9 protein-coding genes are annotated in these 16,939 nt (G+C 73.4%); 4 read left to right on the forward strand and 5 right to left on the reverse strand.

The genetic code is table 11. From position 1 onward, the window contains the following. Positions 1-95: 95 nt before the first annotated feature. Together B056_RS0127560 and guaA are read right to left on the reverse strand one after the other, a co-directional pair. On the reverse strand, positions 96-1,574 hold the full coding sequence (locus B056_RS0127560; RefSeq protein ID WP_026240212.1) for a pyridoxal-phosphate dependent enzyme: 1,479 nt from the start codon (positions 1,572-1,574) through the stop codon (positions 96-98). A gap of 948 nt (positions 1,575-2,522) precedes the next feature. Further along, positions 2,523-4,127, reverse strand: coding sequence for a glutamine-hydrolyzing GMP synthase (gene guaA, locus B056_RS0127565; RefSeq protein ID WP_018505073.1), 1,605 nt, complete (start codon positions 4,125-4,127; stop codon positions 2,523-2,525). A 474-nt stretch (positions 4,128-4,601) separates the two neighbouring features. On the opposite strand from guaA, the gene B056_RS0127570 reads away from it, so the two are divergent. Genes B056_RS0127570 through B056_RS0127585 form a run of 4 tightly spaced genes read left to right on the forward strand, consistent with a single transcriptional unit; the run spans position 4,602 to position 9,870 of the window. Next, positions 4,602-8,489: a sensor histidine kinase gene (locus B056_RS0127570; RefSeq protein WP_026240213.1), complete on the forward strand. Its 3,888-nt coding sequence runs from the start codon at positions 4,602-4,604 to the stop codon at positions 8,487-8,489. Continuing rightward, complete coding sequence (locus B056_RS0127575) at positions 8,486-8,908, forward strand: roadblock/LC7 domain-containing protein (RefSeq protein ID WP_020463433.1); 423 nt, start codon at positions 8,486-8,488, stop codon at positions 8,906-8,908. Before B056_RS0127570 ends, B056_RS0127575 begins: the two co-directional genes overlap by 4 nt. 25 nt (positions 8,909-8,933) lie before the next feature. Beyond that, entirely contained in the window at positions 8,934-9,293 is a 360-nt protein-coding gene (locus B056_RS0127580; RefSeq protein ID WP_020463434.1) for a DUF742 domain-containing protein, read from the forward strand. Then, positions 9,274-9,870 (forward strand): GTP-binding protein, encoded by a 597-nt coding sequence (locus tag B056_RS0127585; RefSeq protein ID WP_018505077.1) that lies wholly within the window; start codon positions 9,274-9,276, stop codon positions 9,868-9,870. Before B056_RS0127580 ends, B056_RS0127585 begins: the two co-directional genes overlap by 20 nt. A 233-nt stretch (positions 9,871-10,103) precedes the next feature. On the opposite strand, the gene B056_RS0127590 is transcribed toward B056_RS0127585, so the two are convergent. The 3 genes from B056_RS0127590 to B056_RS0127600 all read right to left on the reverse strand — a co-directional run bounded on the left by B056_RS0127590 (position 10,104) and on the right by B056_RS0127600 (position 16,873). After that, positions 10,104-11,480, reverse strand: coding sequence for an ABC transporter substrate-binding protein (locus tag B056_RS0127590; RefSeq protein ID WP_230203225.1), 1,377 nt, complete (start codon positions 11,478-11,480; stop codon positions 10,104-10,106). Positions 11,481-11,832: 352 nt separating this feature from the next. Then, on the reverse strand, positions 11,833-14,976 hold the full coding sequence (locus B056_RS0127595) for a hypothetical protein (protein WP_026240214.1): 3,144 nt from the start codon (positions 14,974-14,976) through the stop codon (positions 11,833-11,835). Between the two features lie 472 nt (positions 14,977-15,448). Then, positions 15,449-16,873 carry a hypothetical protein gene (locus tag B056_RS0127600; protein ID WP_026240215.1) on the reverse strand — a complete coding sequence of 475 codons (1,425 nt, stop codon included), beginning with the start codon at positions 16,871-16,873 and terminating at the stop codon, positions 15,449-15,451. Positions 16,874-16,939 lie beyond the last annotated feature (66 nt).

Consider the following 16,939-nt stretch of genomic DNA (forward strand, 5'->3'; position numbering starts at 1 on the left):
ACACTTCCATGCCCCGGTCGGGCCCTCGCGGCCGGGTCGGACGACCGCCGGGGCGAGTCGGCCGAGCAGTCCCCGCGCCGCTCGCGCGACGGCTGTCAGGCGACCGTCCGACGGCCCGCGGCGACGCCGGTCGGGTCAGCGCCGGTCGGGTCAGCGCCGGCGGCGAGCGCGGCGACCCTGGTGTCGACGGCTGGGTCGAGGTTGCCACCGGAGATCACCACCGCGGTGGGCCCGACCGCGAGCAGGGGGGCCCGCAGCAACGCGGCGACCCCCGCCGCGCCCGCGGGCTCCACCCGCTGGCCCGACCGGCGCAGCAGCACCATCGCCTCCCAGAACGCGTCCTCGTCGACCGTGACGACGTCGTCCACGAGGTGGGTGGCGAGCTCGAGGGTGAGCCGTCCGGGGGCGGCCACGGCCATCCCGTCGGCGATCGTCCCGGCCGCGGTTCCCGGCTGGTCGACGGATCCCGCCGGGCCGCCGCTGCCCGGGGGCACCGTGACACGGTGCCCGGTACGGAAGGAGGTGGCGAAGGCCGGCGCGGCGGCGGACTGGACGCCGATGACGCGGACGTCCGGGCGCAGGCCCTTGATCGCTACAGCAAGGCCACACAGAAGACCACCACCGCCGACCCCGACGATGACGGTGGCGAGGTTCGGGACCTGCTCGAGCAGTTCCAGCCCGATCGTCCCCTGCCCGGCGACGACGGCGGCGTCGTCGAAGGGATGCACCAGCAGCCGGCCGCCCGCGCTCGCGAACGCGGCCGCCGCCGCCAGTGCCGCGTCGACCCCGCCCGGGACGTACTCGACCCGGGCACCCCAGCGCCGGGTGCCGGCGACCTTCGACGGGTTGGCGCTCTCCGGCACGAAGATCGTCGCCTCGACGCCGAACCGGGCCGCGGCGAAGGCGACGCCCTGCGCGTGGTTGCCCGCGCTCGCCGCCACGACTCCCCGCTCGCGGGCGCGCGGGCCCGCGGCCGCGATCCGGTGATAGGCGCCGCGCAGCTTGAACGACCCGGTGTGCTGCTCGTGCTCACACTTGAGCCAGACTGGCGAGCCGGTGCGTCGGGTCAGGTCGGCGTCGGCCACGACCCGGGTGCGCCGGGCGACCCCCCGCAGCCCGTCGGCGGCGGCCACCACGTCGGCGACGTCGACCGCCGGCGCCCCCGTCACCCGGGCCTCGGCCGGCAGCCCGACCCCAACCGGTGCCGCGGTCCCGGCCGGCAGCGCGGCGTCCGCCGGCAACGCGGTTCCGGCCGGCAGCGTGGCACCGGACGACACCGCGACACCGGACGGCAGCGTGGCACCGTTACCCGGGCGGCACCCCGCCTCCCGGCCGGACGCGGCCGCCCGGGGCCCGAGCGTGCGTCGACTGGACGCCCTGCGCGGGCCGCCCGGCCGCAACAGCCCCGGCCGCGCTCCGACCCGGGCGGCGACCGGGGTGACCCCGGTTACGGCCGGGGCCACCGGAGCTGCCGCGGCCGGGCGATCTCCCGCGTCGTCGGCGTCAGCCGGGTCGCCCACCCGGGACGGCGAGGCGCCGGTCGCCGAGGGCCCGCTCACGGATGGTGATGTCATCGAAGATCTCCTGGGTGGCTCGGCGGCCACCTCGCTGGGGCCGCGGCAAACAAAAAAGCCCCCCGCCGTAGGGCGGAAGGGCTGGGCGCGCGACCCGTTCGAGGACGGTCACGCGCCTACGTAATCACCATGAGGTGCTGCGGCACCCCTCCAGCGTGCTCCGCGGCCCGGGCGTAGTCAAACCAGCGCCCGCACCGACGAACCACCGCCACGGCGGGCGTACGGGCCGCCGGGCGCCGGGCTTCCTCGATCCGCGGCGCCGAGCGGATCACGGACGGGTCCGGAGCCGACAGCCGTCAACCACATACGAGAACACCCTAAATGCCCCGATTCGGGAGGCGTTCGTCGTCTTTTTGCTCCACAAACAAGACTTACGGCCCACAACCCGCCAACAAGAATGTCCGCGAAAGATCTCGACGGTACGGAAGTCGCCCGGGAAGTCTCCGACACCGGGCCGCCGGGAACGACCGCGAATGGCCACGGGGCGAGATGCGGGACCGCCAAGTACGACCAAGACGTCGGGCGACATGTCGCCCGGAACGGGCGGCGCATCTCGATGCCGCCGGACCGGTGCACGGGAAGGGCGGCGGCGCGCACGGACAACCGCCGGCGGGCGCAATACGGCCCGCCCGGCGGCGGAAGCGGCGGCTTTCCGCCGGGCGGCTGACGCGATTTCCCGGCGGCGAATCAACATCCGACACCATTTCACGGCAATTCCCGGACACGAACCACGCAACACCGCCCCGCCGGGCGGTGGGGCGGCGTACCGGCGGGCCCACCGACGGACGCCCTGGCCGGCGGCGGAACCACCCGGCGGAAGGCCGGACACCGCCGGCCATCCGGCCTACCCGGCCGCCAGCCGCCCGGCCCGCGGCGGACGGCCCGCGGCGCGGACGAACCGTCGTCCCACCGCCGGCGCGGACGAACCGTGGCCTCACCCGTGGGCCGCTACTCCCACTCGATCGTGCCCGGCGGCTTCGAGGTGATGTCGTAGACGACCCGGTTGACCTGTGGAACCTCGTTGACGACCCGGTTGCTGATGCGTTCCAGCAGGTCGTAGGGCAAGCGGGCCCAGTCGGCGGTCATCGCGTCCTCGCTGGTCACCGCGCGCAGCACCACCGGGAAGCCGTAGGTCCGCTCGTCGCCCTGGACCCCGACCGACCGCACGTCCGCGAGCAGCACGGCGAAGACCTGCCAGATCTCCCGGTCGAGCCCCGCGCGACGGATCTCGTCCCGGACGACCGCGTCGGCGGCCCGGACGATCTCGAGCCGTTCGGGGGTGACCTCACCGATGATGCGGACAGCCAGCCCCGGACCCGGGAACGGCTGGCGCCAGACGATGTCCTCGGGCAGCCCGAGCTCCTCACCGAGCCGGCGGACCTCGTCCTTGAACAGGGTGCGCAGCGGTTCGACCAGGTCGAACTGCAGGTCGTCCGGCAGGCCGCCGACATTGTGGTGAGACTTGATCTTGGCGGCGGTGGGTGAGCCCGACTCGATGACGTCCGGGTAGAGAGTGCCCTGGACGAGGAAACCGATGTGCGTTCCCTCCGCCTCCGCCCGGGCGTCGAGCTCACGCGCGGACTCCTCGAAGACGCGAATGAACTCCCGCCCGATGATCTTCCGCTTCCGCTCCGGATCCGTCACGCCGGCCAGCGCCGAGGCGAAGCGGTCCGCCGCCTTCACATGGACGAGGTCGACGCCGGTGGAGGCGACGAAGTCGCGCTCGACCTGCTCCGCCTCACCCGCCCGCAACAGCCCGTGGTCGACGAACACGCAGGTCAGCGTGTCGCCAACGGCGCGCTGCACCAGCGCGGCGGCCACCGCGGAATCGACGCCGCCGGACAGGCCGCAGATGAGGCGGCCGCCGCCGACCTGGGCCCGCACCGCGGTGACGGCCTCCTCGACAATGTTGATCATCGTCCAGGACGGCCGGCAGCCCGCGCCGACCAGCAGGAAGTGCCGCAGGACGTCCATCCCGCGCTCGCTGTGCACGACCTCGGGGTGGAACTGCACGCCGTAGAGCCGGCGGGTGGGGTCCTCGAACGCCGCGACCGGGGTGGACGGCGTCGACGCGGTCACCCGGAACCCCGGGGGCGCGGCGGTCACCGAGTCGCCGTGCGACATCCAGACCTGCTGGCTGGTGGGGAGGCCGTCGAAGAGCACTCCGGGGTCGGCCACCCGCAGCCGGGTGGCCCCGTACTCGGCGGTGCCGGTGCGGGCGACCGTGCCGTCCAGCGCCTGCGCCATCACCTGGTGGCCGTAGCAGATACCCAGGACGGGCACCCCGGCCGCGAACAGCGCGGGGTCGACCCGGGGGGCACCCGAGGAGTAGACGGACTTCGGTCCGCCGGAGAGGATGAGCGCGGCCGGCCGCCGGGCCAGGATCTCGGCTACCGGCATATCCCACGGGACGATCTCCGAGTACACATGGCACTCGCGAACGCGCCGAGCGATCAACTGGGCGTACTGGGCGCCGAAGTCGATCACGAGAACCGGATCGTAACCGGGATGTGCGCCGGTGGAGCCATAGCTGGCGCGAGGTGACTCGTTCACCCATCAAGCCTACGGAGGGCGGTGGACCCCCGTGCGGCAGGCGGCGGGGCCGTGCACTCGCCCCCCATTGGGGCCGCCTTCGACTGTGGCGGCGAACCACTGACGAACCCGCCGGCGAACCCGCTGACGAAGGGCCGCCGAACCGACGAACCGATCGATCGATCGACCGAACGGGCCACCGAACGCGATGAACCCCCAGATGCCATCGCTAAGACCCCTTGAACGTCACTGACGACGATGGACAGACCGACCGACAGTGCTCACCGAGGAGGTCATCGGTGACTAACTCGGCGCAAACCGCCCACAACTGGCCTCAGCCCGACAACGGGCGTACGGTAGGCGCCTTTCGGGTGCTCAGTACGTACCGCTAAGGTGCGTTGTGAGGGACATCCGGGCCCGATACCGAGCCATCCTGGTACGACCTGTTCCGGGAGGCTGGCGGAGAGGTTGCGAAGGTACGTGCGCAGACAACCGATGGCCAGCAGCACGGGCATGGCCGCAGACCAGCCACCGATGACGGTGACTGGTTCGTCCGTGGAAGACGAGGGCCACCACGACGACCGGCCCCCGGCACCGCCCCGGCCCGGGCGGTCCGGCGGCCGGAGTCTTCGTCATGCGGTGACCGACCCCACCAACTGGCGGGTTCGCACCAAGCTGATCGCCATTCTCGCCGTGCCGATCGTGGCCATCCTGGTCAACTCCTCGATCCAGGCGGCATCGGTGCTGACCAGTACCCGTGACGTGAACCGGGTGCGGGATCTGATCGAGATCAGCAGGTCGGCGTCCACGCTGGTCTACTCGCTGCAGCAGGAGCGGACCTTCACCACCGGCCTCGTCGCCCGCCCCGGCTCGCTGCCCGCGGTCGAGGCCCGCCGCACGGCGGTGAACGAGGCCTACACCAGCTACCAGAACGTCACCAAGGGGCGCATCGGATCGTTCGGCCCGGAGGTCCAGGATGCGCTGAAGGCGGTCGACGACCGGCTGGGCCGCCTGGACTCACTGCGCCAGGCCTCCGTGCGGATGGTGGACCCGAGCTCGGTGCGCGCGGTCTACAAACCCCTCATCGACTCCCTGATCGATCTCGTCGTTCGGATCCCTCAGGGCAACGACGACCAGCAGCTGCTCACGAGCGTCACCGCCACGGACCACCTCGTCCGGGCGAACGAGGAACTCGCCATCGAGCAGGCACTGGTGCACGGAGTGGCGATCAGTGGCCGCCCATTCACCACCGAGGACTACCGAGAGTTCCTGAGCACCTACTCACAGCGCGTGGAACTGCTCCGGGCGTTCGAGGAAGACGCGACTCCCGCCGAGCTCGCCATTTACCGCGACAAGCTGGACTCCAACCAGAACAACGACATCGAGAACACCGGTCTGTATACGGAGCAGGTCCTCAACGCGCCGATCGGGCAGCCCCTGCAGAATACGGTGATCGACTCCGAGAAGTGGCTGCGGGCCACCAAGGAGACGATCGACCTCGGCACCGAGGTCACCGGCAGCCTGCTGGGCATCACCGACGACCGGGTCAGTGAGCTGCGCGGCGGGATCCAGCGCGGCGCGCTGCTGTCCGGTCTGCTGATCGTCGTCATCCTCGCCAGCGCCCTGCTCGCCGCGGTGGTCGTCGCCCGCTCGCTCGTCCGGCCGCTGCTCGCGCTGCGGACCGCGGCCCTCGACGTCGCCAGCCGGCGACTGCCCGAGGCCGTCCGCCGGTTGCGAGACTCCAGCGACCAGGACATCTCCGACGACGTCGAACTGATCGGTATCGACTCCGACGAGGAGATCGGTGAAGTCGCGCGGGCCTTCGACGCGGTCCACCGCGAGGCGGTCCGGCTCGCGTCCGAGCAGGCCGTGCTGCGGAACAACGTCAACGCGATGTTCGTGAACCTCTCCCGGCGAAGCCAGGGCCTCGTCGAACGGCAGCTCCGCCTGATCGACGACCTGGAGAACCGCGAGCAGGACCCGGACCAGCTGGCCAACCTGTTCAAGCTCGACCACCTCGCCACCCGTATGCGACGGAACAACGAGTCCCTGCTGGTCCTCGCCGGCACGGACACCGCCCGCCGCTGGACGCACCCCGTCCCGGTCAACGAGGTCGTCCTGGCCGCGATCTCCGAGGTCGAGCAGTACACCCGGGTCAAGCAGACCGGGGCGGCGTCGGTGTCCATCGCCGGCAGCGGTGTCAGCGACGTCGTGCACCTGATCGCCGAGCTGCTCGAGAACGCCACCTCGTACTCGCCGCCGGTCACCGACGTCATGGTGTCCAGCCACTCGCTGGGCCCCGGCGCCGGGGCGATGATCGAGATCGAGGACCAGGGCATCGGCATGCCGGCCAAGGAGCTCGAGCGGGTCAACGAGCGACTGGCGAACCCGCCGATCGTCGACGTCTCCGTCTCCCGGACCATGGGTCTGTTCGCCGTCGGTCGGCTGGCCGGCCGGCACGGCATCCGCGTCCAGCTCCGCGAGTCGTCGTCCGGCGGTATCACCGCGGTCGTCCGGCTGCCCGCGAAGCTGGTCACCGGCGACGGCGGCGCGATCCCCAGCGCCCCCCGCCCGGCCGCGGCGATCGGGCCGGGCGGGGGCGGGCCGGGCGGCTCCGCGCCGGGCGGCCCGCCCGGTGGCCGGGAGGCCCTCGCCCGCGGCGGCTCCAGCGGGCTGGCCCTGCCCCGCGGCAGCGACCGCAACGGCGCCGGGAACAGCCTGCCGACCACCAACTTCAGTCCCACCGTCGACCCGAACGCGGCCGCCGCCGCCGGCGGATCGTCGCTGGCGCCGAGCGGCAACGGCTTCGGGCCGGGACAGGGCTTCGGGCAAGGTCCCGGGCAGGGGCAGGGCTTCGGGCAAGGTCCGGGGCAGGGCTTCGGGCAAGGTCCCGGGCAGGGGCAGGGCTTCGGGCCCGGTCAGGGCCCCGGGCAGGGATCGGGCTTCCCCAACACCGGCCCGGTGTCCCTGTTCGGCTCGAGCGGGGGCGGTCGCCCGGACGGGCCCGCCCGCAACGGGCACCACCCCGGTGACAGCCCCGACGAGCGCATGCTCAACGGGGCGGGTCAGCCCCGGCGCGAGGAGAGCGGCCCGTTCCCGGCCCAGGGCCAGACCGGTCCCGAGGACTCCGCCGAGTTCGCGCTCGAGGCGTTCGACTCGGGCCCGCTGCCCCAGCGTCTGGACGGCCAGAACCTCGACGACCGGAACGACCTCGACCCGCACACCGGGGAACACCCGTACACCTACCCGATGGCGATCGGCCGCGGCGGCGAGGGCGACGAGCCCCAGCCGGAGCGCGCCGACACCGGCGGGTACCTGCTGCCCGACGTCCAGGCGGAGCAGGACGACTACCAGGACGAGTACTCGGCACAGGCCGGCCCGCCGACCGGGCCGACCTCGATGTACGCCGAACCGGAGACCGACGCGCTCTCCCGGCCGGCCGGGGTGTTCAACCGGGCGCCCACCCGACCCAGCCCGGACCAGACCGGACCCTTCCCGCGGACCGGCCCGAACCTGGCCGCCGCGTTCCGCACGCCCAGGGAGACGGGCCCCCTCGAGCGGCCCGTCCAGCCCCGGGCCGAGGACACCGGCGAGCTGGCGACCGGCGGCGAGGGCGAGGACGCGGACACCACGCCGATCTTCGACTCCGTCTCGGCGTGGTTCCAGCGCCGGTCGCCGGCACCCTCGAACGGCGCGGCCAACGGGTCGGCGAACGGGGTCGCGAACGGGCAGGGTGAGCGGCGTGGGCAGCGGCCCGCCCGCGGCCCGGTCCGGACCCAGGGCGCCGGGCAGCAGCCGCCGGCGACCCGGCAGGCTCCGCCCGCGCAGCAGCCCAGCCACCAGGTCACCCCGCTGCCCCAGCGGCCCCAGCCGTCGGCGCCCGCGCACCGCGCCACGCCGCCTCCCGCGGCACCGCGCACGCCGGCCCGGGGAGAACCGATCGTCGAGTCCCCCGCGCGGGGGATCCGCCGTCCCGGCCTCGGTGCCGCGTTCCCCGGGGCCTCGGTTTCGGCCGGTGCCGCGCAGGCAGCGCGGCAGGCCCCGCAAACAGGACCGCAGCCTGTGGTCTCCGGTGGGCAGCCGCCGGAGGGCTCCTGGTCGTCCGCCGGCGATGCCGGTTGGAAGGCCGCGGAGCAGCTCCGCCAGCCCAGCGCCGGCGGGACCACCCGGTCCGGACTACCGGTTCGAGTTCCCATGACCCATCTCGTGCCCGGCAGCGCCGAACCAGCGGCTAGCCGGCGTCCCCCAGCAGAGCCGACGACACGCTCCCCAGAGGTTGTCGGTGGTCGGCTCGCCAGCTTCTACCAGGGCGTGCGGCAGGGACGTGATGTCGGAACCGACACCACGAGGAATCCCCGACGTGACGCGCAGGAGGAACGGTGACACCCGTGAGTTCCGAAGCCCAGAACCTAAACTGGTTGATCAATAATTTTGTCGACCGGGTTCCGGGCGTCGCCCACACCGTGGTGGTCTCCGCCGACGGACTGCTGCTGGCGGTGTCGGACGGATTTCCACGCGACCGCGCGGACCAGCTCGCCGCGGTGGCCTCCGGGCTGGTGAGCCTCACCGGCGGGGCCGCCCGGGTGTTCGAGGCCGGCGCCGTCACCCAGACCGTCGTGGAGATGGAGCTCGGATTCCTTTTCATCATGGCCATCAGCGATGGGGCCAGCATGGCGGTACTCGCCGCACCGTCCTGTGACATCGGACTGGTCGGCTACGAGATGGCGTTGCTCGTCACCCGTGCCAAGGACGTTCTCACTCCGGCTCTGCGAGCCGAGCTGCAGGGAACGCTTCCGCGGTGAACATGGGTAGGTCCAGGGAGTCAGGGTGAGCATCGATCCCGAGAACGCGCCCGGACCGGTCGTCCGCCCCTATGCGATGACCGGTGGGCGGACTCGGTCACGTTACGAGCTCGCCATCGAGGCACTCGTTTTCACGACCCCGCTCGGCGAGGAGCGGGTGCTAAGCCTCAACCTGGAGCAGCAGACCATCGCCGCCATGTGCCGGCAGGTGCGATCCATCGCCGAGATCGCCGCCGGTCTGAGGGTGCCTCTCGGAGTCGCCCGCGTCCTGGTAGGCGACATGGCGGACGAAGGCTTCGTCCGTGTCCACCAGCAGCCGGACCGCGATGAGGCACCGGATCTCGCGTTGCTCGAAAGGGTTCTCAGTGGCCTTCGAAAGCTCTGACCACAGACGGGTCAACTCCGCCGTCGCCACGACCTCGGTGAAGATCGTGGTGGCGGGCGGATTCGGCGCCGGCAAGACGACGTTCGTGGGCTCCGTGTCCGAGATCGTCCCGCTGCGCACCGAGGCCGTCATGACCGAGGCCGGCGCGCACGTCGACGACCTCACCCACCTCGTGGACAAGACCACCACGACGGTCGCCATGGACTTCGGCCGCGTCTCGCTGGACGAGGACCTGATCCTGTACCTGTTCGGCACGCCCGGGCAGTACCGGTTCTGGTTCATGTGGGACGACATCGTGCGCGGTGCCATCGGCGCGATCGTGCTGGCCGACACCAGGCGGCTCGCGGACTGCTTCGCCGCGGTCGACTACTTCGAGCAGCGTCAGCTGCCGTTCGTCGTCGGCGTGAACTGCTTCGACGGGATTCTGCGGCACTCGATCGAGGATGTTCGCGAGGCCCTGCAGATCAATCAGGCCGTCCCGATCATCACCTGCGACGCCCGCAACCGCGACTCCACGAAGAGCGCGCTGATCGCCGTCGTCGAGCACACGATGACCCGCGCGGCGGCGCGGACCTGAGCTATCACCGTTCCGGGATCTCCCGGGCGCGAAGGCGTGGGGGGTGCTCCGATTTCGGAGCACCCCCCACGCCTTCGGCTTTTCCGGTTCCGTCACCGCTTCCGCGGCCGTGATCGGGGCCGGGAGAGCCCCGGCTCCGATCACGCTTCGTGCCGCCGGCCCGCGCTTGGTGCTCGCGGCCCGGTGCTCGCGGCCTGGGGGCCGTGGCCGGGCGCCGTGGCCGGGGCTTCGGGTCAGGAGCTCTGCAGCGTCTGCCAGTCCTCGAACGGCCCGTCCGGCGCGATGTTGCTGCCGTTGTTGGCGACGATGCGAAGGGCGAAGCTGTTGTCCTGCCTACGCCACTGGCCGCCCACCAGCGGAACGCTCCCGACGTTCTTGGGGACGTTCTGGTCCCCGCCGAAGGCGACGGTGCCCACGATCGTGCCCGCCTTCACCCGCGAGATGGCGTCGGCGATGCCGCGCGCGTTGTCGATGGAGTCGACGTTCACCAGGGCCTGCGCCAGTACCTCGAACAGCGCGTGGGTGAAGCCCAGGGCCTGTTCCCAGGACCGTCCCGTCTGGTCGAAGTACTCGTTGGCCAGCTCCTCCGCGGTGCGGTTCGTGAGGTAGCTGCGGAACTGGTGCTTCGGCGACCAGGAGACCTCGGTGCTGAAACCGTCGGCGCTCGTGCCGAGGTCGTTCACGTCACGCACGAAGGACAGTGCCTTCGACATGGTGATCGCCCGAGGCGCGTAGCTCCGGTCGTTCAGCTGCCGCCAGAACGCGGCGAAGTCGTCGGGGTTGGGCACACCCGCGATGATTGTCGCCTCGTTATCGACGATCTTCTGGATCTGGGCGCTGAAGTCACGTTCACCGACCGCGTAGGACGGGACGTCCTGGACTATCTGGAAGCCGGCCTGTGCCAGCTGGGGCAGGCCGAACACACCGTTACCGAAGGTGTTGCCGTCCTGGTCGTTGGGAAGCAGCAGCGCGACCCGGCGGGGTATGTCCAGCTGCCCCCACATGGTCTGGTAGACGCCCCGCAGGTCCGCCATGCCCCAGTAGAAGTGGTAGGTCCAGGAGAACGGCGCCTGGACGTTGCCGCCCCGCCCGTAGAACCAGGACTCCCACGGGGCCTCGGTGGAGATGCACGGGACGCCGTTGGCCTCGCACACGTCCGACACCGGGTTGGCGTTGTCCGAGGTGCCACCGACCAGGACGACGTCCACGTGGTCGGTGAAGATGAGGTCGGTCGCCGCGGCCGCGGCCCGGTTGCGGTCGGACTGCCCGTCCCGGACGAAGATCTCCACTGGCAGGGTGTTCCGACCGACCCGGATGCCGTCCCGGAAGATCGTGCGCATCGTCTCGACGATGTGCGCGTCGACCTCGGAGTAGTACCGCAGCGAGCCCGTGCGCGGGCTGACGAGGCCGATGCGCACCGACCGTTCGCCGGAACCACCGGAGCCACCGCCCCCACAGGCCGCCAGCAGGCTCGCGGCGGGGGTCGCGACGGCGGCCATCCCCGCGGCCTTCAGCAGGCCGCGGCGGTCCACCAGCCGCCATCCCTCCGGCCGCAGCTCCACCCGCGGGCCCGACGGGCCCCCCGCCACCGGGGAGCTCGTCGCGACCACGGGGTCCGCTGTCTCCGGGGAGCTCTGCGCCGCCGTTACCGGGTCCGGCCGAACCGGATGAAGGAGGCCGCGGCCTCCGTGGTTCGAGACCTCGTGGGCGGCCTGCCGCCGCCTGGTACCCGTAACACGGTCAGACCAGAACATGACACCCGATCCTGCCGCATGGCGTTTAAAACCATCTCACCGGGTCCGCCGACACCGCACCCCGCGGAAGTGAGCCGGATCTTCTCCGACACCATTTGCCGGAATTCTAGCGATACATGCTCACGGAGCGCAATGAACCATATCCGTCGCGCTGACAGCACTCATGCGCAACCGCCGCTGCTCCCTCGATGGGATTACCCGAGGTGGTTCAGTTCACGAAGCAACCCCGAGTGGGCACGTTCGGCATGGCGTCGAGCAGCAGCGTGCCAGTCGCGAAACCGCTGTTTTCCTTGGTGGTGATAAGGCTCTTGCCGGTGACTCCTTGCAGCGGACCGCTGGTGAACTGGATCTCGGAGATCAGCGACGCCCCGGCTTCACTCTGCTTCGGCGTGACGGTGTAGGCGCCCTGGCCATCGTTCCAGCGATACGTCAGGCCCGTCGGATCGACGACGAGCTTGTCGGGAAGGAGGTCACCGGTGGTCCCCCCGTCAACCATCACGCGGCAGTGCCAGGTCCCGTTGACCAGGGCCTTACCAGCGAGGGCCTCCGGGTTCGTCGGCACCGGCGGCTCGGACTGCGTGGCCGTGGGCTCGGTCGGCGTCTGGTCTCCGCCGTCTCCCCCGGCCAGCAGGGTGTAGGCGCCGACCACGAACAGGGAGACCACCAACGCGATGGCCAGCGGGCCGATCCAGCCCTCCTTGAGCCAGGCCAGCCGGTCCGGCGTGGACGGCTGGTCGTCCGCCTCGTCCTCCACCTCGGCCGGCTCGAGCACCCCGACCGCGCGGGTCGACGGGCGGTCATCTCCGGCGCCGCGGCCACGGCCGCCGCGGCCACCGGCCCCGTCACGGCCGGCACTGTCACGGCCGGCCCCGTCACGGCCGGCACCACCGCCGCCGGCACCACCGCCGCGGGCGCCGCCCGCTCCGCCCAGGCCCGCGCCGCGCGCCGCCGACCGGCGGTTTTCCACGTGCAGGTCATCGACGTCCGGGCCGCCCCGGCCCGGCCGGTCCGCCCGGGTTGAACGCGACCGGCCGGTCGTCGAGCCGGTGTCCTCGGGGGCGTCGGCGGGCCGGGGTGTGGTGCGCCGCGCCGGCGGCGCGGAGACGGCCTGGAGGCTGTTCGTGTCCGTGGTCGGATTCGGGGTGCGCCTGCGGTCCGCGGGCACCCCGCGGGCCCCCGTCCGGCGAGTCCCCCGGGACGGCTGCCAGCCGGAGTCGTCGCCCCGGTCGGCCGCGCCCGCGGCACCCGCGCGGCCCCGACGGGTGACCAGGGAGGTCATCTCCGCCGGGCTCTCGGGACGCCTGGCCCGCCCCGGCGCGGCACCCGCCGCGGCCGGTCCGGGCAGCGCGCGCGGGCCGGTCGCGCCGCGCGGGCCGGTCGCGGCCCGCGGGCCCGTCCCCGCGCCGGGCGCCGGCGGCGGCGGCGTGCCCGGAGGCATCTGGTCCGCGCCGGTCGTTCCCGGGGCTCCCGGGGCCGCCGAGCGGCCCGGAGGCAGCGCCGGCAGCGCACCCGACCCGCGGAACGGCGAGCGCGTGGTGGTCATGGTGTCCTCGACGGCCGCGCGGGGCGGCGGAGAACGCCAGGGCCCGGACGGTCCCGTGCCCGTGCCCTGGCCCGGGGCGAGCGGCTCCGCGTGCGTGGTCCCCGCCGGACCGCCCCGGCCGCCCGGCTCCGGTCGACCCGGCTCAGCCCGACCCGGCTCCGGGCGACCGCCTGGGCGACCGAGCTCGGGACGTCCCGGCGGCGGGGTCGCGACCGGCAGCGGACCGGACAGCGGGTCGTTCACCAGTGGCGGGAGTTCGGCGCCGCGGGGGCGGCCGTTCGAGAAGGCCGCGGGATCATCCCGGTGCGGCGATCGCCACGGTCCGGACGCGTCCCCGCCCGGGGGCCCGGACCAGGAGCCGGGCGGCAGCGCGGCCCGCGCCCCCGGCCCGACGCCGACAGGCCGCCCCGGCGCGGCCGCGTCCATGGACGGGCCACCGCCGGGTACCACGGTTCCACCAGGAGAAGCGGCACCACCGGGAGAATCGGCACCAGGAGAACCGGTGCCGCCGAGCGGGGCGGCGCCGCCACCGACGCGGTAGCCGCCGGTGGTCGGGCCACGCGCCCCGTAGCCGTCCGGGGCGCGAGCCGGGCCGCGCTCACCACGGGACTGGTCCGGACGGACCTCGTAACCGCCGCGGGCCTGACTGTCGTACCCGTCACGCCGGTCGTCCGGGCCACGGTCGGCGGGCGGTGTACCTCCCCGGGGGGGCAGTGACAGGTCCGGGCGAGGCCCGGAGCCCGTGCTGTGGCCGTTCCACGGGTCGACCGGACGCGGAGCCGGCCGCTCCAGCTCGCCGGGCCGGTTCGGGTAGGCGGCACCGGGCCGCGCGAAACCACCGGTCTGGTCCGGGCGGGGAAAGCCGCCGGTCTGGTCCGGGCGCGGGAGACCCGGGCCGCCCGGATGGCCGACTCCCGGCGGCGGCGAGGACGGCGGTGGGGGGGTGCTCTGCGGGCGCGCCGCGTCATAGCCCTGGTAGGCGCTGGGCCCGGGCGTTCCGGGTCGCGCGGCGGGCGGCTCCGACCGGGCCGGCGGTAGCGGGAAGCTCCCCGTCCCCGGATTGATGCCGGGCGGGCCCGCGCCCGGGCCGACGGGGCCCCAGCCGGGTGCCGGGCCGGTGTCCGGACCGCCGATGCGCACCGAACCGGTGTCCGGGCCCCCGACCCGGCCCGGCGGGGCGGAACCACGCTCGGTCGGGAACCGTGGCGGCGGTGTCGGCTCCACATAGGAGCGCGCAGGCGCGGGCGGGCCCGACTCGTACCTGCTGGGAACCCGGAAGCTGCCCGTCACCGACGGACCCACCGGCGGCAGGCCCGCCTGCGGCGCCGCGGCCGGTGGGACGGGCGTGTGCGGCCCTTGGGGGTGCGACGCCGGGGACCCCGGTCCTGGGGAACGCGGTCCGGGCTGGATCTCGGGTGCGGCCCGGCCCAGGTCGGCCGACGGCCCCCCGATGACCGGGGCGGGCCCGTTCCAGGTCGAGCTGACGTCGAACGGGTCGTCTCCGGCCGAGGCTCCGCCACCGACGGTGGGACCACTGACGGTGGGGCCGCCCACGACGGGTCCGCCCAGCACCGGACCGTCCACCAGCGGACCGCCCATGACGCCACGGGCCGGATCGCTGCCAGCGCTCACGTCCAGGCCGGAGGACGGCCAGGGAGTGACATCCCAGCCCCCGTCAGTGGCGGGAGCCGGGCGGGAGACCGCGGTGTCGTCGGGTTCGCCGACCCGTTCGACCGCGAAGAAGTCGTCGTCACGACGACCGCCGGTGGGTCGGCCGGTGCCGTCCACGGTCACGGAGCGATCACCCACCTGCCGCCGAGGTAGCCGGATGCCCACGTCCCGGCGCCGGACCCGCGTCGCGCTGTCGGGACGTCGACCATGCTCATCGACCACACTCGCCGGTGAGCATCGCCCGCCTCTCTGATCAGCGTCCCAAGGCGGTCAGCCGTCTGAATGTACAGGCCGTGAACGTACTGGCCGAATTCACGCTGGCCGCTTCCTGTCGCGCCGTTAAAAGCCGACGCCACCCGAGCACGAGACCGCTCACCAGGACCGGACCCGCTCTTCCGGGCACACCACGTGCGGGCCGGCGGGTGACCGACCGATCCGGGCACCCCGCACCAAACCCGTGCGCGACGCACACGCTCCGGACGAGTCCGATCTGGATGCGCCCGTCTCCCCGTCCGCGACGGCGGCCTCGGCGTTGTGGTTGCCCAGGCACTTGCGGGTGGAAAGCACGAATCAGTCGCAAACGGGATCATCCCACTGTACACGGGCGCTCTCACCGGAGATTGCGGCAGGCCGCGTAAATCTCGCGCACGATGCGCTGGGAGTTGTCGGACTCGACGTCGCTGTTGAAGGCCTGATACTGCTCCTGGGTGTAGTCGGCCTCCAGTTTCTCCAGCGTGCAGGTGCAGTAGCGCTCGTTGCCGTCACTCACGCCGAGACAGGCGTCGATGTACTCCTGCCGGACGGACGCGTCGTACCGGCCCGCCCCGGCGGACGACGCGGAGACACTCGAATCGCCGTCGTCGCCCCCGCCGAGAACGAGGAACCCGGCCACACCGAGCGCGACCACCAGGGCGAACGCGGTGGCCACCGCGAGCACGGTCGGCCGGCGCAGCATCGCGGCGATCCCGCGTGCGGGGCCCTCGACCGCCGGGTGGCCGCCGCGCCCGTCGGCGGTGGCCGCCCCGCCCCGGCCCATCGCGCCCAGGCGCGCCCGGGGATCCAGCGCGGATGCCCGCAGCCCGTCGACGAGCCGCCGCGCTCCCCCGTGCCCGGGGCCGCCGCCGGAACCGCCGCCCGGCCCGCCGCCACGGCGCCCCGGGCTGGCCTCGCCCCCGGCCCGGCGATCCCGGTTGGCGTCCGGCCGGTGCGAGCCGTCGAGGTCGGCCTCATCGAGGTCGGCGTCGTCCGGATCGGCGTCGTCCAGATCAGGGTCGTCGAGATCAGGGTCGTCGAGATCAGGGCCGGCCTGGTCGAGCTGCCCGGCTGGCCGGGGCCCCCGCTGCTGCGCCATCCGGCGCCGGATGCCGGTCGTGTTCTCCGCGGGATCGCCCGAGGCCACGGCGGCATCCGCCCGGACCCCGGGCCCGCCCGCGGCGGCGATGCCGGCCGGCATCGGCCCCGTCGGTATCGGCCCGGTGCCCATCGGCCCCGTCGGCATCGGCCCCGTCGGCATCGGCCCGGTCGGCAGCTGCCCGGCGGGGAACGGGCCGGTCGCCATGGGCCGGCCTGTCTCCGGCGCGGCCGGCGCATGGCCCGCCCACGCCGGATCCGACCCGGTCGGCTCCTGGTGGCCGGAGCCGGAACCGGAGCGGCCGCCGTACGACGAGCTCGGGTCGGACGCCCCCGTGTAGGCCTGCCCGGTGTAGATCGGCCCGGTCGCCCCGGTGCCGGCGGAGCCGCGGGAGCCCGGGACCAGCGGACCCGTGTGCGGCGGCGTCCAACCCGTCTGACCGGCGCCGGTCTGGCCGGCGGGCGCCTGGCCGGAACCCCCGTGCCCGGCGCCCGCCTGGCCGGAAGCCGCATGCCCGGCGCCCGCGTGCCCGGAACCCGACTGGCCCGAGGCCAGCCGGGCCGAGCCGGTCGCGGGCATGCCGGACGGCGGCGTGGCACCAACCAGCCGCCAGGTCTGGGCCGCATCATCCCAGACATAGGCGCCGTCGTCGCTGACCCAGCGGCCGTTCTCGTCGAGGCGCATCGGTCATCCTTCGATCCGGAGACGGACGGCTCCCAGGGTGCCATGGCGCACTTTCCCCCAAGGCGT

The sequence above is a fragment of the Parafrankia discariae genome, assembly GCF_000373365.1.
Taxonomy (GTDB): Bacteria; Actinomycetota; Actinomycetes; order Frankiales; family Frankiaceae; genus Parafrankia; species Parafrankia discariae.